This window comes from Arthrobacter silviterrae, assembly GCF_011045165.1.
Taxonomy (GTDB): domain Bacteria; phylum Actinomycetota; class Actinomycetes; order Actinomycetales; family Micrococcaceae; genus Specibacter; species Specibacter silviterrae.
Window position 1 is genome coordinate 45,560 of record NZ_JAAKZI010000015.1, and the last position, 17,915, is coordinate 63,474.

General features: G+C 68.1%; 15 protein-coding genes. 8 read left to right on the plus strand and 7 right to left on the minus strand.

Annotated features, from left to right (window positions below):
• Positions 1-147: 147 nt before the first annotated feature.
• Positions 148-930, plus strand: coding sequence for an enoyl-CoA hydratase/isomerase family protein (locus tag G6N77_RS10160; protein ID WP_165182049.1), 783 nt, complete (start codon positions 148-150; stop codon positions 928-930).
• A gap of 6 nt (positions 931-936) precedes the next feature.
• Here the strand turns inward: G6N77_RS10160 and G6N77_RS10165 are convergent, their stop codons facing one another.
• A complete protein-coding gene (locus G6N77_RS10165; protein ID WP_165182050.1) occupies positions 937-1,770 on the minus strand; it encodes an SDR family oxidoreductase in 834 nt (277 codons plus the stop codon).
• Entirely contained in the window at positions 1,767-3,443 is a 1,677-nt protein-coding gene (locus G6N77_RS10170) for an FAD-binding oxidoreductase (RefSeq protein WP_165182051.1), read from the minus strand. Before G6N77_RS10170 ends, G6N77_RS10165 begins: the two co-directional genes overlap by 4 nt.
• A gap of 17 nt (positions 3,444-3,460) precedes the next feature.
• Between G6N77_RS10170 and G6N77_RS10175 the strand changes: the two genes are divergently transcribed.
• From G6N77_RS10175 to G6N77_RS10185, 3 genes are read left to right on the plus strand one after another with little or no spacing between them, the layout of a single operon-like run.
• Positions 3,461-4,078, plus strand: coding sequence for a TetR/AcrR family transcriptional regulator (locus G6N77_RS10175; protein WP_165182052.1), 618 nt, complete (start codon positions 3,461-3,463; stop codon positions 4,076-4,078).
• 2 nt (positions 4,079-4,080) lie between these two features.
• The gene (locus G6N77_RS10180) at positions 4,081-5,637 is read left to right on the plus strand and encodes a glycerol-3-phosphate dehydrogenase/oxidase (RefSeq protein WP_306987191.1); all 1,557 of its coding nucleotides are present in this window, start codon (positions 4,081-4,083) and stop codon (positions 5,635-5,637) included.
• The gene (locus G6N77_RS10185; protein WP_165182054.1) at positions 5,634-6,575 is read left to right on the plus strand and encodes a diacylglycerol/lipid kinase family protein; all 942 of its coding nucleotides are present in this window, start codon (positions 5,634-5,636) and stop codon (positions 6,573-6,575) included. Before G6N77_RS10180 ends, G6N77_RS10185 begins: the two co-directional genes overlap by 4 nt.
• An 8-nt stretch (positions 6,576-6,583) precedes the next feature.
• Here the strand turns inward: G6N77_RS10185 and G6N77_RS10190 are convergent, their stop codons facing one another.
• The 3 genes from G6N77_RS10190 to G6N77_RS10200 form a co-directional block, all read right to left on the minus strand.
• Positions 6,584-7,357: an isocitrate lyase/PEP mutase family protein gene (locus tag G6N77_RS10190; protein ID WP_165182055.1), complete on the minus strand. Its 774-nt coding sequence runs from the start codon at positions 7,355-7,357 to the stop codon at positions 6,584-6,586.
• A 31-nt stretch (positions 7,358-7,388) separates the two neighbouring features.
• A complete protein-coding gene (locus G6N77_RS10195; RefSeq protein WP_165182056.1) occupies positions 7,389-9,056 on the minus strand; it encodes an APC family permease in 1,668 nt (555 codons plus the stop codon).
• Between the two features lie 138 nt (positions 9,057-9,194).
• Complete coding sequence (locus G6N77_RS10200; RefSeq protein ID WP_165182057.1) at positions 9,195-9,647, minus strand: Lrp/AsnC family transcriptional regulator; 453 nt, start codon at positions 9,645-9,647, stop codon at positions 9,195-9,197.
• A 230-nt stretch (positions 9,648-9,877) separates the two neighbouring features.
• Here G6N77_RS10200 and G6N77_RS10205 point away from each other — a divergent pair, with 230 nt between their 5' ends.
• The 4 genes from G6N77_RS10205 to G6N77_RS10220 all read left to right on the plus strand — a co-directional run bounded on the left by G6N77_RS10205 (position 9,878) and on the right by G6N77_RS10220 (position 15,606).
• Entirely contained in the window at positions 9,878-11,035 is a 1,158-nt protein-coding gene (locus tag G6N77_RS10205; RefSeq protein ID WP_165182058.1) for a thiamine pyrophosphate-dependent dehydrogenase E1 component subunit alpha, read from the plus strand.
• On the plus strand, positions 11,032-12,117 hold the full coding sequence (locus G6N77_RS10210) for an alpha-ketoacid dehydrogenase subunit beta (RefSeq protein WP_165182059.1): 1,086 nt from the start codon (positions 11,032-11,034) through the stop codon (positions 12,115-12,117). The genes G6N77_RS10205 and G6N77_RS10210 overlap by 4 nt, the downstream gene beginning before the upstream one ends.
• Positions 12,114-13,502, plus strand: coding sequence for a dihydrolipoamide acetyltransferase family protein (locus G6N77_RS10215; RefSeq protein WP_165182060.1), 1,389 nt, complete (start codon positions 12,114-12,116; stop codon positions 13,500-13,502). The genes G6N77_RS10210 and G6N77_RS10215 overlap by 4 nt, the downstream gene beginning before the upstream one ends.
• A 91-nt stretch (positions 13,503-13,593) precedes the next feature.
• A complete protein-coding gene (locus G6N77_RS10220; RefSeq protein WP_165182061.1) occupies positions 13,594-15,606 on the plus strand; it encodes an ABC1 kinase family protein in 2,013 nt (670 codons plus the stop codon).
• 41 nt (positions 15,607-15,647) lie between these two features.
• Here the strand turns inward: G6N77_RS10220 and G6N77_RS10225 are convergent, their stop codons facing one another.
• Both G6N77_RS10225 and G6N77_RS10230 read right to left on the minus strand, forming a co-directional pair.
• On the minus strand, positions 15,648-16,109 hold the full coding sequence (locus tag G6N77_RS10225) for a DUF3817 domain-containing protein (protein WP_165182062.1): 462 nt from the start codon (positions 16,107-16,109) through the stop codon (positions 15,648-15,650).
• Entirely contained in the window at positions 16,106-17,809 is a 1,704-nt protein-coding gene (locus G6N77_RS10230) for an MFS transporter (RefSeq protein ID WP_165182063.1), read from the minus strand. Before G6N77_RS10230 ends, G6N77_RS10225 begins: the two co-directional genes overlap by 4 nt.
• Positions 17,810-17,915 lie beyond the last annotated feature (106 nt).

Genomic DNA, 17,915 nt, shown 5'->3' on the forward strand with positions numbered 1-17,915 from the left:
GCGGTTTGTGTAGGCGCGCATCGCGGCCGGCGTGGCGCGAAGTGAGCTCTGCGAACGGAGCGCCACCTCCGGTCGTGTCTAAGCGCCGGCAAACCGCCGGGCCGCCGCCGACAACGAGGAATCATCGCCACCAACCGAGGAGCAACCGTGATTGAGCTTTCCATTGCCGGCGGAGTGGCCGAGATTGTCCTGAACGCGCCGGAGAAGCTGAACTCGCTCAACGAGGCCGCGCTGGGGGAGCTGTCGGCTGCCTATGACGAGGCGGCGGAAGGCGCAGCTGCCGGCGCCGTGCGTGCCCTGCTCCTGAGGGGTGAGGGCCGGGCGTTTTGCGCCGGGCGCGACATTGCAGGCGTGGAGGCCGCCACGGATGACGTCAGCGGCTACCTCGACGGGCTCCTGGCCCCGCTCATGAAGAAGATGGCAGCATTCCCCGCCCCCACGTTTGCCGCCGCGCACGGCGCCTGCCTGGGGGTGGGGCTGGGCCTGCTGGTTGCCACGGACGTGGTGTACGTGGCGGAGAACGCAAAGATCGGATCGCCCTTTGCGAACCTTGGCGCCACGCTGGATTCCGGCGGCCACTGGCTGTTCACCGAAAGGCTCGGCACCCATCGGGCGCTGGACCTGATCTACACGGCCGAGCTCATCAGCGGTGCCGAGGCGGTGGCGTCGGGGCTGTTCAGCCGGGCGAAGCCGGCGGAGGAACTGCTGGACTTCACCCGGGCGGCGGCGGCCAAGGCGGCCGGTGGGCCCACCCGGGCATTCATTGCCAGCAAAACCCTCGTGGCACAAATCCGCGACCGCAGGCTGGGACTGTGGGACGCCGTCGTGCTTGAAAATGAGGCGCAGGCGGCGCTGTCCAAAACAGCAGACTACGCCGAAGGTTTCGCCGCCTTCACTGCCAAGCGCAAGCCGGGCTTCACCGGGAAGTAGCCGCCCCTACTTCCGTCCCGTGAAGTGCTCCATGGACTTGTAGACGCCGAAGACTCGCCCGGCCACCAGGTCCCAGGCGGCCAGGGGCAGCACGCCGCGCAGGGCCGTGCTCAGCTTGACGGTCCACGGCATCATGAGGATGGGCGTGCCCTCCTTCATGGCCTGCCACACTCGCTTCGTCACGTCCGCAGGCTCCAGGAGCGGGGTCAGCAGTGGCCCGCGGGCGCCTTCAAACATGCCGGTCTTGATGTAGGAAGGGCAGAAGGTGGTCACCTTGATGTGGCGGTGGCCGGCCTGCGCCAGTTCCAGCCGGAGCGAATCGCTCCAGCCGATCACGGCCCACTTGGAGGACGAGTAGACACTCATGCGCGGGTTGGCGAGCAGCCCCGCGGCGGAGGCCACGTTGACTATGCGCGAGGGCCGCCCGCCCGCGATCATGGCGGGCAGGAACTCGCGGGTGATGTGCATCAGGGCCAGCGTGTTGATGGCCATCGTGGCGGCAATGTCCGCACGCTGGTCGTGTTCCCAGAAGTACTTGCCCCGCACTATGCCGGCGTTGTTGATGAGGATGTCCGGCGTGCCGACTTCCGTGCGCACCCTTTCCGCGGCAGCCTCGATCGCCTCCAGGCTGCCGACGTCCACCGCGTAGCTGTGGATCTCGGAGCCGCGGCCGGCAAGCTCCGCCGCGGCTGCTTCCAGCAGTTCGCCATTGATGTCCCACAGCACCACATGCGCGGCACGGTCCGCCACGGCGAGCTGGGCGTACATCTTCCCCATGCCCATGGCGGCGCCGGTGATGAGGACGGTGGTTCCAGCGAGGGATGCGAGGGTCTCGGTCATGGGGTTCCTGACGACGGGGAGGGGATGAGCTTGCCGGGGTTCATGATGCCTTCGGGGTCCAGGGTGTCCTTGATGCTGCGCAGCACCTGGACGCCCAGGTCCCCGATTTCAGCGCGGAGGTAGGGTGCGTGGTCCAGGCCGACGGCGTGGTGGTGGGTGATGGTGGCGCCCGCGGCAACGATGGCGTTGCTGGCCGCCGCCTTGACGCGGGCGTTTTGGGCCAGCCCGTCCTCCTCCAGCCCGGCGAGGAAGGTGAAGTAGAGGGAGGCGCCGTCGGAATAGACGTGCGAGATGTGCGTCTGGACGTACGCGGCGGCGCCTTTGGCCTGGAGGGCGCTGAGGATGGCACCCCGCACACTGCGGTACGTGTCTTCGAGGCGCCCCCAGGTGGCGGCAGTCTCCAGCGTCTCCACGTAGACGCCCCGGGTCAGCAGCTCGTCGCGCAGGTACGGTCCGCTGAACCGCCCGTGTTCCCATGACTTCCCGGGCAGCGGCCCCAGGGCGATGCCGCCGGCCTGCCGCAGGATCCGGGCACTGCGCCGCTTGCGGGCGCGTGCCTGGCCCGCATCGCCTTCCCAGACAAACAGTGCCAGCGCCGGCGTCTTCTGGCCGCGGACAGCGAGGTAGTGGGACAGTGCGCCGGTCTTCGCCCCGCCCAGCCTGAAGGTCGACGCCGTTTCATCCGTATCGCTGAGCCGGCACACATGTGGCATGTCGCCCCGGGCGCCGTTGTGCCGGAGCTTGCGCAGGGCCTCCGCCCCAGCCTCAAAGGTGGGGAAGGTCCATGCGCCGTACACCTTGGCCTGCGGTGCGGGGACCACCTTGACGGTGGCCTGCGTAATCACACCCAGTGTGCCTTCGCTGCCCAGCACCACGTCGAGCAGTTTGGGTCCGGCGGCCGATCCCGGCGCCAGGGAGCCGGCGTCGAACGGGCCCGCGGGCGTTTCGAGGTGGGCGGCCTTGACCAGCTGGTCCAGGCGTCCGTAGCCGGTGGAGGCCTGTCCGGCGGACCGCGTGGCCACGTAGCCGCCCAGCGTGGCCTCCTGGTGGCTTTGCGGAAAGTGCCCCAGCGTGAAGCCGTGCGGGGCCAGCGCCGCCTCGATGGCCGGGCCGCGGATCCCGGCCTCGAAGGTGGCGGTGCGGGAGGCCGGGTCCACGTGGAGCAGCCGGTCCAGGCGCCGCAGGTCCAGGGTGAGGGTGCCGGAAAACTGCCCGCGCAGCGGTTCCACCCCGCCCACCACGGAGGTTCCGCCGCCAAATGGCACCACCGCCACTTTGCGCTTCACGCACAGGGCCAGGACGGCGCCCACTTCCTCGCTGCCGCCCGGGTAGACGACGGCGTCCGGGGCGCCGAGGGCATCCCCGCTGCGGCGGCGCAACAGGTCCGGGGTGCTCTTGCCGCCGGCGTGGAGGATTCGTTCCGCAGCGTCCGTGGAGACGTGCCCGGGGCCCACAATGTCGCGCAGTTCCGCCAGCACGGAATCGTCCAGTGCGGGTGCGGACAGCCGGACATCGGCGAGGGCTGTGGGCGGGTGAATGGCCTCGACGCCTGCCAGCCCCAGCGTGCGGCGCAGGAACTCGAGGGCGGAGGCGCTCAGCGGCCGGGCGCGGTAAGGGTCGCCCCAGCCGTACCAGACCGACCGGGGGATTTCCTCTGTGAGGTGGGTCACCATAGGATACAGTGTGACACATGAAGTCACAACGTACCAGCACGCCGGCTGATGACAAGCTGCTGGCGGCCACGCGGGAGGCCGTGGTGGTCCACGGCGTCCGGCGGACCACTGCGAATGACATTGCCGAGAGGGCGGGCATCTCCCGCATGACGTTTTACCGGCGGATGGGCTCGGTGGACAACGCGGTGCTGGCCGCGCTCACCGAGGAGTTTCGCCGCTACGCAGGGGTGGCGGGCCACCCGGCCTCAGGCACTGCCCGCCGCCAGCTGGTGCACTTCGCGGTGGAAAGCGTGCGGGTGTTCGCCACCTCGGAGCTGATCGCCTCCATAGCCGAGCGCGACCCCGAATTCCTGATCCCCTACGTGACCGACCGCTTCGGCGCCAGCCAGCAGATTGTCCTGGACAGGCTGCAGGCACTGCTGGACGCCGGCGCCGCCGACGGCAGCATTGAGGCCTCGGCCGGCACAGCCACCACGGTGCTGCTGGCTGTCCAGGGCGTGGCGCTCTCCTCCCGGGTTTTGCTGAAGTCGGGCTCGTTCGAGGGCACCGTCGCTGAACTGGGAAAGATGCTGGAACGGTTCCTGACGCCGTCGGGCGCCACGGCTGACGGCGCCGTTCGGGCCGGAGGGGAGTGACCGTGGCCAACCCCACGTGGATCAATGACACCACGCGCCGGAGCTCCCTGGACCATCTGGCCGGGCACCCGGTGGACGTGGCCGTGGTGGGCGGCGGCATCACCGGCGCCGGCGTGGCGCTGGATGCCGTGAGCCGCGGCCTGAGCGTGGCGCTGGTGGAAGGCGGGGACTTCGCCTCCGGCACCAGCGGCTACAGCTCAAAGCTTATCCACGGGGGCATGCGCTACCTGGCGTCGATGAACTTCGGCGTGGCCTGGGAATCCGCCGTGGAGCGGCGCTGGCTCATGGAGCGGATCGCCCCGCACCTGGTCCGCCGGCTGGGGTTCGTCATTCCGGTCACCCGCGGCAATCCTGCCTGGGAGCCTGCCGCGGAGGCGTTCGGAACGGTCCTCTATGACGTGCTCCGCCGGTTCTCGGGGCTGGGCTCCGCTGTGCTGCCGCGGCCCCGGCTGCTGGCCCGCCGGGACGTGGCGGCGCTGGCTCCCGCCCTTGACATGGAGTTGGTGCGCCGCGGGATTCTGTACTGGGACGGACAGGTGGTTGACGATGCACGGCTGGTGTTTGGCGTGATCCGGACGGCGGCCGGGCTCGGGGCGCATGTGCTGCGGGACGTGAACGCCAGCGCCCTGACGGCCACGGCGGTCCATGCCGTGGACACCCGGACGGGTGCCGGCGTCACGGTCAATGCGCGCGTGGTGGTCAACGCGACGGGCGTGTGGGCGGCCGGCTTTGAGCCGGAGTTGTCGATGACCCCCAGCCGGGGCACGCACCTGGTGGTCGACGCGGAGCGGCTGGGCAACCCGCAGGCTGCACACACCGTGCCGGTGCCGGGGCACTTTGGCCGCTATGTATTCGTCCTGCCGCAGCCCGGTGGCCTGGTGTACATCGGGATTACGGATGAGGAGGACCGTGGTGCGGATGGGCACCACCCTGCGGTTCCCGAGCGCGACGTCGGCTTCCTCCTGGACATTGTCAACACCACCTTGGCCGTGCCGCTGTCGCGCGGCGACGTGGTGGGTTCCTTTGCGGGGTTGCGGCCCCTCGCGGAAGGGGCGCACGGCCATGGAGATGGCGGCACCGCCGACATCTCGCGCCGGCACCTGGTCCTGAACGTTCCGGGTGCGCCCATCACGGTGGTGGGCGGGAAGCTGACCACGTACCGGCGCATGGCCCAGGACGCGGTGGATGCGGCGTCGGCGAGGCTGGGCGTCTTCGCCCCGTCCCGCACCAGGACGCTGCCTTTGGTGGGGGCTGTTCCTGCGCCGGAGCTGGCAGCCGTGGACGCCCCGGCCAGGCTGGTGGAGAAATACGGCACTGAAGCCGCCAGTGTCCAGGAATTCCAACGGCTGGATCCGCTGCTGGCGGAGCCATTGTTTTCCGGCTGCGACACTACGGGCGCCGAACTATTGTTTGGCATCCTTGCTGAGGGCGCAAGCAGCGTGGAGGACCTGCTGGAGCGGCGCACGCGGCTTTCCTTTGTGCCCGCGGAAGCCGCCAAGGCGCGCGGACGGGCCGCGGAAATTCTGGCCCGCGCAGGCACTTTCGGGGCTGCACAGTGAGCGCCGCAGCCGGCGCGGTCCCAGGCGCGGTCTCCGGCGGCCTTCCGTCGGGAGGGGGTGCGCTGCTGCTGGTCAATCCGACGTCCGGACATGGCCGCGGGCTGCGGCACCTGGACCGGACGGCAGCTGCACTGCGGGCCGCGGGATGGGCCCCCACGGTGTCCGTCACCCGGAGCCTGGCGGATGCCACCGCCCAGGCCCGGGCGGCCGCCCCGGGCAGCCTGGTGGCAGTGCTTGGCGGGGACGGCTTCCTCGGTGCGGCCGCGGCGGGCGCATGCGAATCGGCCGCCGTCGTCCTTCCCCTGGCAGGCGGCCGGGGCAACGACACAGTCCGCCGGCTGGGCCTGGACCTTGACCCCGTCAAGGCGGTCCGGGGCATGGGCAGCCTGGTGGTCCGCGAGCTCGACCTCGGGCTGGTCAACGGGCGCCCGTATTTCGGGGTGGCCAATGTGGGCTTTGACGGTCTTGCCAACGAGTACGGCAACAGCGCCCGGCTGAACCTGGGCCCATTCGTCTACCTCTATGGCGGGATTAAGGCCCTGCTCGACTGGAAGGATGTGACGTTCACGCTGGCCGTGGACGGCATCGAGACAACGTTCCCGGGCTGGTTTGTCGCCGTCGGAAACGTGGGCCAGTATGGCGGCGGGCTGGGCATCTGCCCCCGGGCCCTAGCCGACGACGGCCTGCTCGACGTGGTTTCCCTGGGCCGGGCGTCGGCCCTGGGCGTCGCAGCCACGTTTGTGCGGTCCTACCGGGGCAGCCACCTGCGCCAGCCGAACGTCAGCTTCGTGCGCGGCCAGCGGGTGGAGATCAGCGCCAACCGGCCCCTGGCCATCTATGCCGACGGCGAGAAGGTGGCGGCCCTGCCGGCCGTCGTCGAACTGGCGCCCCGCGCCGTCAAGGTGCTGGTTCCGCCGGGCTCGCCTGTCCTTGGCTAGGCGTGGCGTCAGTTCAGCGGGCGGGTTCCCTCCGGCAGGACGCCGTCGTTCATCAGCTGCGTGGCGGCGTCGGCAATGGCGGTCAGGGCCACCCGCTGGATCCACGGGCCGTAGGAAATCCTTGCCACGCCCAGTTCCTGAAGCTTGGACGGCGTGAGTGAGCCGGGGACGTTGATGACGCTCACCTTGCCGCGCCCGATCCCGGCCACCAGTGACTTCACCGTGGGTTCGTCGAGCTTGCCGGGGACAAAGATGCAGCTGGCGCCAACCTCAAGGTAGGCGCGGCCGCGTTCGACGGCGGCCTCCAGGACCTCCCTCGGATCGCGGTCGGCGCCACGCAGGAAAGCATCGGTGCGGGCGTTGAGGACAAAGTCGATCCCCTCGGCGGAGCCGGCCCGGACGGCCTGCTCCATGCGGGCGACCGCCTGGGGCAGCGGGATCATTTGGTCCTCGATATTGGCACCCACAATGCCCACGCCGATGGCCCTGCGGATGGTCTCAGCGGGGTTGCCGTAACCGCGTTCCAGGTCCGCCGTGACGGGCAGTTCCGTTGCGGCGGCTATGCGGCCCACGGCCTCGATCATGGTGGCGACGGGAATGTGCTCGCCATCCTCATAACCGTAGGAGGCCGCGATGGAATGGCTGGCGGTGGCCAGGGCCTTGGTGCCGGGCAGGTCCGAGATCACCCTGGTGCTGATCACGTCCCACACATTGGCCAGTTGCAGGATTTCCGGGGCCTGGTGGAGCCGGAGGAGTTCGGTGGCTTTGCTTGCTGTGCTCATGGATCGAGCCTAGCCCTCATTGGGTGCGGCGTCAGGGGGTGTGGGGGACGGTGTCCTCCTCCTCCACAACCACGGTGTTGACCATGTTGTTGATCTCCTCCGTGGTCAATGCCACGTGCACTGCCCAGATGTAAATGATGGCGCTGAAGACGGCCGTGGCCACGATGTCCCAGTACAGCGGGAACCATGGGTGGGCCAGCGGGCCGAAGTCGCTCAGGTACACGATCAGGCCCATGCCCACCAGGTAGACGGGCAGCCATTGGGCGGCCCTCCAGTCCATTTGCGGCTTGGTGGGGTTCAGCCCGAACACCCTGTTGCCGACCAGGATGACGTAGCCGATAAGGATGGCGACGCCCAGCTTCCAGTCCGTGTTCCAGCCGGTCCACAGGATCAGCAGGTTCGCCACGATGAAGGCCAGGGGCGACATGACGGTGGCAGCCGGCAGCCGGTACGGCCGGTCCTCGTTCGGCAACCGGCTCCGGAAAACTCCCAGGGCCAGGGGTGCGCCGGCGTACATCAGCACGCTGGCACTGGTGATCAGCCCGACAATCGACTGCCAGGTGGGGAACGGCAGGAAGCAGACGCAGCCAATGACGAATGCGGCAATCAGCCCCACCCAGGGGACCCCCGCCTTGTTCGTCTTCTCAAAGACCACCGGCACGTAGCCGTTGCGGCTGAGCCCGTACGAAACCCGGGACGACGCCGTGACGTAAATCAGTGCGGTCCCACCGGGGGAGATGAGGGCGTCAATGTAGAGGATCGAGGCCAGCCAGCCAAAGCCCACCAAGGTGGCGATGTCGGCAAACGGACCCGTCATGGCGGTGTACAGGCCGTTGGTCCAGGTGGTGCCGATCTGGGAGGCGGGCAGTGCCACCAGGAACGCAAACTGGACCAGCAGGTAGATGATCACGCCGATGATGGTGGAACCGATGACTGCCCGGGGAATGTCCCGTTTCGGGTTCTTGCTTTCCCCGGCCAGCTGGTCCGCCTGCTCAAATCCCAACAGCGCAAAGACGATGCCGCCGGTGGAGACGGCGGACAGGATGCCCTTGACGCCGTCCGGGTCAAAACCGTTGGCGGCCGTGATGTTGCCGGGGTGGAAATTGAACACCGCCAGCATGAAGATGGTCAGCAGCGGCACGCCAACCTTCCACCAGGTCGCGGCACTGTTGACGGTGGCCAATTTCTTGATGCTCAAAAAATTGATGGCGGTCACGAAGGCCATGAGGAGGATGGCAACCGTGAGGCCGTTGCCGGTCAAGGTTGGTTGCGGACCGGCTGCGGTCTGCTTAATGACCAGCCAGGACTTCGCAAAGGAATAGTGCCCGGCGTAGTTGATCATGGCCTGGACCTCAATGGGCGCCACGGTGGCCGCCTGCACCCAGGAGAACCAGCCAAACGATGCCCCGACGGCGCCGCCAAAGGCGTAGTGCGGGAAGCGAGCCGTGCCGCCGGACACGGGATACATGCCACCAAGCTCCGCGTGCGGAAGGGCCAGGATTAAAATGCAAACGCCGCCAATGACCCAGGAAATCATGGCGGCGGGGCCCGCAATCTGCAGGGCGTCCTTGGCCCCGAATAGCCATCCCGAGCCGATGATGGAGCCCGTGGAGGCCCACAGGAGCCCGATGAATCCGATCTCACGTTTTAGGCCCGGCCTGGCGCGGGTTGGTGGAACAGGTGTCTTCAGAGTTGCCATGGCTTGCTCCCATTCTCAGTGTCCCCGCACCAGAATGCGCTCGGGCGGAATAAAGGTCAATGGGAAAAATGTGATTCATGGCATATTCATGGTCTAATCGCGCGCGTGTACTAATGAGTGGGGGCCCGCGCGGCCCGCCTACCGCGCGTCCAGGTCCTCAAAGATGAGGAAGGTCTGGGTGTCCTGCACGCCGGCCATGGACTGGAGCTGGTCAAAGATCACCCGGCGCAGGCCCGTGTTGTCCTCGGCGCGCACCAGCAGGATCACGTCGAAGTCCCCACCCACCAGGGCAATGTGCTGCACTTCGGGGATGGCGCGCAGTTCCTCCTTGAGTTCGCGCCAGGAATGCTGGCTGACCTTCAGGGTTACATAGGCCGAGGACTTCAGCCCTGCCTTGACGGGGTCCACCAGGGCAGTGAACTTGGTCAGCACCCCGGTGGACGTAAGCCGGGAAATACGCGCATAGGCGTGGGCGCGGGAGATGTGCACGTTCTCCGCCACCGTGGTCACGGACAGGCGGCCGTCGCGGGTGAGCTCGGCAATGATCTTCCTGTCCACGTCATCGAGGAGGACCGGGGCGTTCTCCGGCATGGGGCTCCTTGGGTGGGTGAAGTGGGGTGCGCGCCGGGGCGGGTGCCCACCATAAGACAACAGTGGCAGGTAATGCACATCACAGTGCTGTTTTGTCTTTCAGAATACGGCAATTGATCGCAGTATTCCAGAGTTTGGCGGCCTTGTGGATACAAAACGATCCAGGAATCCATACTTGAATAACGGAACATCTTTGCCTAAGCGCACCTCCCGGAAGGAGTGGGAATTCAATGACGAACCACCCGGAATTTATGGAATACCCCGGCAACGCCGGCCGCGCCGAAGGCTATCTGCTGCCCTCTGAGGAGCCGGTCCAGCTGATTGCGGCCGACGGCAGCGCCACTGGCAACGACGGCTACAAGGAGCCCTACCAGCTGCCCGGGCCGGCAACGCTGGTGGAAGGCTACGGCCGCCTGGTCATGGGGCGGCGCGTGAATGAACAAGCGAACGCGCTGGTCCGGCAGGGGCGGATGGCGGTGTATCCCTCCTCCACCGGGCAGGAAGCGTGCCAGGTGGCCGCCGACATGTCCCTGCGCGGCAGCGACTGGCTCTTCCCCACCTACCGCGACACCGTGGCCATCCTGGGCCGCGGGGTGGATCCCATGGAAGCCTTCGAATCCCTGCGCGGGGACTGGCACAGCGGCTTTGACCCGCACCAATACAACACAGGCCTGCCCACCACGCCCCTTGCCACCCAGTTGCTGCACGCCGTGGGCGTGGCCCATGCCGCCAAGCTGCGCGGCGAGGACACGGTGGTACTGACCCTGTGCGGCGACGGCGCCAGCAGTGAGGGCGACTTCCACGAAGCCCTGAACTTCGCCGCAGTGTTCCACGTGCCCGTCGTGTTCCTGATCCAAAACAACCAGTACGCCATCTCCGTGCCCCTCATCCGCCAGTCCGTGGCGCCCTCGCTGGCCCACAAGGCCGTTGGCTACGGCATGCCCGGGGAGCGCGTGGACGGCAACGACCTCGCGGCCCTGCTCGCTGTGGTGGGGCACGCCGTCGAACGCGCCCGCAATGGCGGCGGGCCCTCGCTCGTGGAGGCGCACACCTACCGGATGGAGTCGCACACCAACGCCGACGACGCCACCCGCTACCGCACCGCAGCGGAAGTGGCCCAGTGGGTCCCGAAGGATCCCCTGCTGCGGCTGCAAAAGTACCTGCACGACGCCGGGCACCTGGCGCCCGCCGACTCCGAACGTTTCGCCGCAGACGCCGAAGCCGTCGCCAAGACCCTGCGCGACGGCCTGAACACCGAAACCGTCCCGGACCCGGCGGAACTGTTTTCCTTTGTCTACTCCGAGCCGACTCCGCAGCTGCGTGAGCAGGCCCGCCTGCTGGCGGACGAGCTCGCCGCCGGCCAGTCCCTGGAAGGAGCGCTTCGATGACCGCCATGGCGCACAAGCCCCAGCCCCAATCCGGCACCGCAAGCCCTGCCGCCGAGCCGGAACTCTCCGGCATGCAAACCCTCACCTTTGCCAAGGCGCTGACCCTGGCCATGGCCGACTCCATGGCCGTGGACCCTTCCGTGCTGGTGTTTGGCGAGGACGTGGGCACGCTGGGCGGCGTGTTCCGGGTGACCGACGGGCTGACCCGGCGTTTCGGCGAGGACCGCTGCTTTGACACCCCGCTGGCAGAATCCGGGATCATCGGGATGGCCACGGGCATGGCCATCAACGGCATGAAGCCTGTGGTCGAGATGCAGTTCGATGCCTTTGCCTACCCGGCGTTTGAGCAGATCACCAGCCACGTGGCCAAGATGGGAAACCGCACCAAGGGAAAGGTCCGCCTTCCCATCGTCATTCGCATCCCCTACGCGGGCGGCATTGGCGGAGTGGAGCACCACTGCGATTCCTCCGAGGCCTACTACGTCCACACGCCCGGCCTGACGGTCCTGACGCCGTCGACCGTCACGGATGCCTACACCATGCTCCGGGACGCCATCGCCTCACCGGACCCCGTCATCTTCCTGGAGCCCAAGAAGCTGTACTTCTCCAAGGACACCGTGGACGTGGATGCCCTGCGCGCCCGGTACGGCGCCGGCAGCACGGCCCCCAGCACCATTGGCCGTGCAGTCATCGCCCGCGAAGGCTCCGACGCCACGCTCATTGCCTACGGCCCGTCCATGGCGGCAGCGCTCGCCGCCGCTGAAACGGCTGCCGCCGAAGGCCGCTCCCTGCAGGTGGTGGACGTGCGCTCCCTGGTGCCGTTCGACGACGAAACCGTCTGCGCCGCCGTCCGCTCCACCGGGCGGGCCGTGGTCATCGCGGAAGCCCCGGGCTTTGCATCCATGGCCTCCGAGATTGTGGCCCGCATCCAGGAACGCTGCTTCCACTCGCTGGCCGCGCCCGTGCTGAGGGTCACCGGCTTCGACATCCCGTTCCCGGCACCCCGGCTGGAAAAGTACTACCTGCCCGGCGTGGACAGGATCCTGGACACCGTCGAGGAACTCCAGTGGGAGGAATCATGAGCCTGCAGGTCTTCATGCTGCCGGACCTCGGCGAGGGGCTGGTTGAAGCTGAACTGGTCACCTGGCTGGTGGCCGTGGGCGACACCGTCCACGTTGACCAGCCCATTGCCGAAGTTGAGACCGCGAAGTCAGTGGTCGAGGTCCCCTCGCCGTTCGAAGGCGTCGTGGACACGCTGCACGGCGCCGAAGGGGACACCCTGGTGGTGGGCAGGCCCCTCATATCGGTGGCTCTCCCTGGCGCGGCTGCCGCACCCGCGGCCGTGGCACCCCCGGCTGGGGACGCTTCGGTGCCTCCAACGCCGCCACCCGTGGCCGAGAACGTCGGCGGGTCCGGAAACGTCCTGATCGGCTATGGAACGTCGGGGCATGGCGGTGCGGGGCGGACACGGCCCTCCCGGCTGCACAGGATCAACCAGCGCGCGGCGGTTGGGAGCGCTGCTGCCACCGTGCCGACGGCGCGCGCCACGGCCCCCCTGGTGGTGTCGCCCCTGGTGCGGAAGATGGCCCACGATTCGGGCCTGTCCCTGGCCGAGATTCAGGGCAGCGGGGCGGACGGGCTGATCCGGCGCCGCGACGTGGAGGCGGCTCTGGCCCTTGCTTCGGCGCCTGCCGCTTCGGCGCCTGCCCCTCAGGCATTGCTTGAGGTGCCTGCCGCTGGGCCTGCCGTGGATTCCCGGACCGGGCTGCAAGTGCTCTCGCGCACCGCCCTGACAGGCGTGAAAAAGGCTGCCGCCACCGCGCTGGCCCGCAGCCGCCGGGAGATTCCGGAAGCCACCGTATGGGTGGATGTGGACGCCACGGCGCTGGTGGAACTGCGGGCCGGGCTGAAGGCCAAGGACGGCTCCGCGCCCAGCCTGCTGGCCTTCGTGGCGCGGTTTGCCACGGCGGGCCTGGCACGTTTCCCCCAGCTGAACACGCAACTGGTCAGCGAGAACGGCACGGACACAGTTGTCGAATTTGACGGCATCAACCTTGGCTTCGCCGCGCAGACCGACCGCGGCCTGATGGTGCCGGTGCTCCGCGGCGCCCAGGGCCGCAGTGCCCGTGAACTGGATTCGGCCATCAGGGCCGTGACCGGCAAGGCACGCGAGGGCAAGGCCGGCCCGGCGGAACTGTCCGGGGGCACCTTCACCATCAACAACTACGGCGTGTTTGGCGTGGACGGTTCGGCCGCCATCATCAACTACCCGGAAGCCGCCATGCTGGGAATCGGGCGCATCACGGACAAGCCGTGGGTGGTGGACGGGCAGCTGTGCGTGCGCAAGCTGACCGAGCTGACCCTCGCCTTTGACCACCGCGTCTGTGACGGGGCAGTGGCTGCAGGCTTCCTGCGCTTCATCGCCGACTCCATGGAAAACCCGGCGGGGGCGCTCGCGGATCTGTAAGGTCTTGGCGCTACAGTGAAGACATCATTTCGACGCCGTAGGGAGCCACCATGACCGCTGTCCGCCCCCATCGCCCCGGGTGCCGTCGCTGATGGCCATCCTGGACATTGCGGTAGTTGTCCTGCTTGCCATTGCCGGCCTGATATTCCTGTTGCTGCAGTCCTGGCTCGCCGCCACCGTGGTTCGCCGCGTTGTGGGCGTGCCCATCGGATGGCCGCGGTCCATTGCCGTCGGGTTTGTCATGAGCGCCGCGATGGGCGTCACCGTGCAGTATCTCTTCCGTGCCGCAACGGGCCAAAACACAAACGGCCTGAACGTAACGGCCCCTGTGGCGGCCATTTTCCTGGTACTGGCCGTTGGCTGGATCTTTGCGCTGGGCGTGGCCGCGCTCGTGTTCATCGAGGCAGGGTTCCCCACGGGATCCCTGCCCGGGCCCGCCGCGGTCTTCACGGGGTGGAAGGCGCGGCGGCGGCGCGCCCGGCGGTACAGCGAAATTATCTCCATCGCCGTCAGGCACGGACTCGGCTCGAGGCTGCGCGGATTTGGCCGGGGCGACGCTGTGGAACGGGATGCGAAGACGGCCAGGGCCCTGCGTGACGCGCTCAACGAGGCCGGCGTCACCTTCGTCAAGCTGGGCCAGATGCTCTCCACCCGGCGCGACTTGCTGCCCGGGGTTTACATCCGTGAGCTGGAAACGCTGCAGACCAAGGCCACACCGGAGCCGTGGGAATCGATCGAGGCAGCCATCGCCGAACGGCTCGGGCGCCCCCTGTCCGAGGTGTTCGCGGAGGTGGACACCACACCCTTGGCGGCGGCATCCGTGGCCCAGGTCCACCCGGCCGTGTTGTTGGACGGCACACCGGTGGTCATCAAGGTCCAGCGCCCCGGCGCCCTGGAACAGGTCGACCTTGACTCGGACATCATCATCAGGCTTGCCGCATGGCTGAACAAGACCACACCGTGGGGGAAGTCCCTGGGCGTGCACGCGCTCGCCAAGGGCTTTGCCGGCTCGCTCGAAGAGGAACTGGACTACACGGTCGAGCTGGAGAACATGCGCAGCATCGAGCACTCGCTTAATGCCGGCTCGTTTAAAGTCACTGTCCCACACCCCCACGCGGAGATTTCCGGGGAGAGGCTGCTGGTCATGGACCGGCTGCCCGGGCTGCCCGTCGGCTCAGCCGGCGCCTTGTTGACTTCCCTCCCCGCAGCAAGGCGCAGCGAGCTGGCCGCGACCCTGCTCGGCGCCACACTGCAGCAAATCATCACCGACGGGGTCTTCCACGCGGACCTGCACGCCGGCAACATCTTCATCTCCCCCGAGGGGACGCTGGGCCTGCTCGACTTTGGTGCCGTCGGCCGCCTCGACCCGGCCACCGCGTCCGCCCTGGCCATGATGCTGTACGCCATCGACAAGAACGACGCCGCGGCGGCCACCGACGCCCTTGTTGAGCTCCTGGACAGGCCCGAGGACCTGGACGTGAGGAAAGTTGAACGTGAGCTGGGTGCCCTACTCACCCGCTTCAGGCAGGGCTTCCGGGCCGGCGGCAGCCAGCAAATGTTTGGGCTGCTGTTTGGCCTGGTCATTGCGCACAGGTTCACCGTCCCCGCCCAAATCGGCGCAGCTTTCCGTGCCCTGGCCGCCGTCGAGGGCACCCTGCTGCTGATCGATCCCGGCATGGACCTGGTGGCGGCCGCCCGGGCCGAAGGCAGCCGGCTGGTTTCGGCAAAGGTCACCTTTGGCAGCGCCAAGGACGAAATCGAGCAGCAGCTGATGTCGCTGCTGCCGATGCTCAACCGCCTTCCGCGCCGCGTCAACAAGATCAGCGAGGACCTGGAACAAGGCCGTTTTTCCATGAATGTGCGCGTGCTTGCCCACCCCGCCGACCGCCGCTATCTCACGGGGCTGTTCCAGCAGCTGGTCGTGGCGGTCCTGGCCGGCGCCGCCGTGGTTGGTGCCATCATGCTGATCACCAGCAACGGCGGCCCGCTGCTGACGGGCCAGGTCCGGCTGTACCAGGTGTTTGGCTTTGCCCTGCTCTTTGGCGGCTTTGTGCTGGGCATGCGCGCCCTGATGCTGGTGTTCAAGCGCGACGGCGGCGGCTGAGTCTGGCGCGCACCGGCCCGTGAGGCGTGAACGGCGAAGGGTCAGCTGCGGCCGCCCGGAGGCCCCACCACCAGCAGTGCCGTGACGATGGCGGCCACAACCACGGCAAAGCCGGGCACCAGCAGCACGGGCCGGTTGAGCAGCACGCGCAGCGCCTTGCTGCGCAGGGTGTGGTCGCGGGGGTCCGCCGTCGCGGCGGTGCGCCAACCGCCGTCGAGCCTGCCGTGCCTTTCCAGGTGCCGGTCAAAGGGGATCGTGGCGTAGGGCAGGAACGCCGTGGCCATGGCAGTGGCGATCTTCCGCTTGGACCAGTGCTGGTTGGTTCCGACCATCACCGCGCAGAGGATGTAGGCGACAAAGACAATTCCGTGGATGGTGCCGGCAACGGCCACAGGCAGCGGGCCCGCCGTGAAGCCGTACTTGGCCACCATGCCGGCGATCAGCAGGGTCCAGGTGATGGCTTCTGCGGTGGCGAGGGATCGGTAAAAAGTGCGGGGGCTCACGCGGTGTGGTCCATTTCGGGTTGTGGGTTGTGTGGGGCAAGGTGTGGGGGAAGTTCGGGGCGGGCGGCGGCCGTCCGTGCCGCGCGGGCAACGAACACGGAGCCTACCAGGCCGATGAACAGGAAGGCGGCTGCGCCGAGCACGGAGGCGCCGACAGCCTGGGCGAAGCCGCTCGAGAGGGCGTCCACAGCGGCAGGGCCGGCCGCGCCCAGCGGGCCGTGGCTGCCGAGCCGTGCAAGCTGGGGGACCACGCCGCCGGCTGAGTCGCGCAACTGGCCGGCCAGGGTGGTGGCCTGCCCCTCCGGCAGTCCGGCGACACCGCCCAACAGGCCGCCGGCGCGGGTGAAGGCGAAATGTGCCAGCAGGCTGCCCATGATGGCTGAGCCGAGGGCGGCGCCGAGCTGGCGGACCGTGCTTTGCGTGGCCGAGCCCTGGCCGGAGACGCTGGTGGGGATGTCGGCCAGGACGGTGCCCGTGAGCTGTGCCGAGGCCAGCCCCAGGCCCAGCCCGTAGACCACCAGCAGCGCCGCGATGAGCCAGATTGAGGTTGTGGCCGTGATGGACAAACCAAGGACCAGCAGGCCGGCAGTTTCCAGCGCCAGGCCGAGGATGACAACATTGGGCGGGCCCATCCGCGCCGCGAGGTGGCGGGCGGAGGCGCCGGAGAAAAACGCCCCGAGCGCCATGGCGGCGAGCACGAAGCCCGCCCCCAGGGTGCCCAGGCCCAGGATGTTGATGAGGTACAGGGGCAGGACCAGCAGCAGGCCGAACTCGCCGATCGCCACCATGGCGGCCACGGCGTTGCCCCAGGAGAATGTCCCGACCTTGAACAGCGACAAGTCAAGGATGGCGGAGCGTTGGGCCGCGGCGCGGTGCCGTTCCCACAGGATGAAACCTGCCAGCGCAACGAGGCCGGTGGCCAGGGCCAGCGGCACGATGGAGATCGCTGCGTCCGCCGGCCAATGGATGGGGCCGAGGTCCAGGGCGGCGCCGGCATTCCACCAGCCCAGAGTTGGCCCCTCGATCAATGCGAAGACCAGCAGTCCGAAGCCGACGGCGCTGAGCAGCAGGCCGGGCACGTCCATTCCGGCACGGGCCCCGGGCGATTGGGTTTCCGGCACAAACAGCAGGGCTCCGGCCAGGACCAGCACGCCCAGCGGCACGTTGACGATGAAGATCCACTGCCACGCGAACGACGACGTCAGCCACCCGCCCAGCAGCGGGCCGATGGCGGCCATGCCGGAAATGACGGCGCCCCACACGGCAAAGGCCGTGGTTCTGTCCTTGCCGAAGAAGGTCGAATTGACGCTGGAAAGCGTCGCGGGCAGCACGGCCGCGCCGCCCACGCCCTGGACCAGACGGCTGAGGATCAGCCCGGCGGCCCCGTGTGAGAGTGCGGCCAGGATGCTGCCTGCCATGAACAGGACCACGCCGATGATGAACAGCTTCCGCCGGCCAAACTTGTCGCCCAGACGGCCGCTGGTCAGCAGCAGTGCTGCCAGCACCACCGAGTACAGGCTGTTGACCCACTGCGCGTCATTCAGGTCCAGGTGCAGATCGCTGATGATGGTGGGCAGGGACACGCCCACGATGGTGCCGTCGATGACGATCATGGACAGGCCGCCGGCCAGGACGCCCAGTCCCGCCCATTTGTTTCGGGTCCGTTTGCCCGTTGTTGTCACTCCACCCTGCTTTTCCATGCTTTAAGGCTAGTTTGGTGACGGAATGTCAGCATCAATCAAACGGTTGATTCAGCGCCCCGCTGCCCTCCGGCCCTAGGCTTGGACCATCAACACGGGAGGGCCC

What these genes read in the sequence shown, in the direction of transcription:
- G6N77_RS10205 (WP_165182058.1), top strand. Translation starts at nt 9,878, where the DNA reads ATGACGAACCACCCGGAATTTATGGAATACCCCGGCAACGCCGGCCGC.
- G6N77_RS10175 (WP_165182052.1), top strand. Translation starts at nt 3,461, where the DNA reads ATGAAGTCACAACGTACCAGCACGCCGGCTGATGACAAGCTGCTGGCG.
- G6N77_RS10200 (WP_165182057.1), bottom strand. Translation starts at nt 9,647, where the DNA reads ATGCCGGAGAACGCCCCGGTCCTCCTCGATGACGTGGACAGGAAGATC.
- G6N77_RS10195 (WP_165182056.1), bottom strand. Translation starts at nt 9,056, where the DNA reads ATGGCAACTCTGAAGACACCTGTTCCACCAACCCGCGCCAGGCCGGGC.
- G6N77_RS10215 (WP_165182060.1), top strand. Translation starts at nt 12,114, where the DNA reads ATGAGCCTGCAGGTCTTCATGCTGCCGGACCTCGGCGAGGGGCTGGTT.
- G6N77_RS10170 (WP_165182051.1), bottom strand. Translation starts at nt 3,443, where the DNA reads ATGGTGACCCACCTCACAGAGGAAATCCCCCGGTCGGTCTGGTACGGC.
- G6N77_RS10165 (WP_165182050.1), bottom strand. Translation starts at nt 1,770, where the DNA reads ATGACCGAGACCCTCGCATCCCTCGCTGGAACCACCGTCCTCATCACC.
- G6N77_RS10230 (WP_165182063.1), bottom strand. Translation starts at nt 17,809, where the DNA reads ATGGAAAAGCAGGGTGGAGTGACAACAACGGGCAAACGGACCCGAAAC.
- G6N77_RS10190 (WP_165182055.1), bottom strand. Translation starts at nt 7,357, where the DNA reads ATGAGCACAGCAAGCAAAGCCACCGAACTCCTCCGGCTCCACCAGGCC.
- G6N77_RS10220 (WP_165182061.1), top strand. Translation starts at nt 13,594, where the DNA reads ATGGCCATCCTGGACATTGCGGTAGTTGTCCTGCTTGCCATTGCCGGC.
- G6N77_RS10210 (WP_165182059.1), top strand. Translation starts at nt 11,032, where the DNA reads ATGACCGCCATGGCGCACAAGCCCCAGCCCCAATCCGGCACCGCAAGC.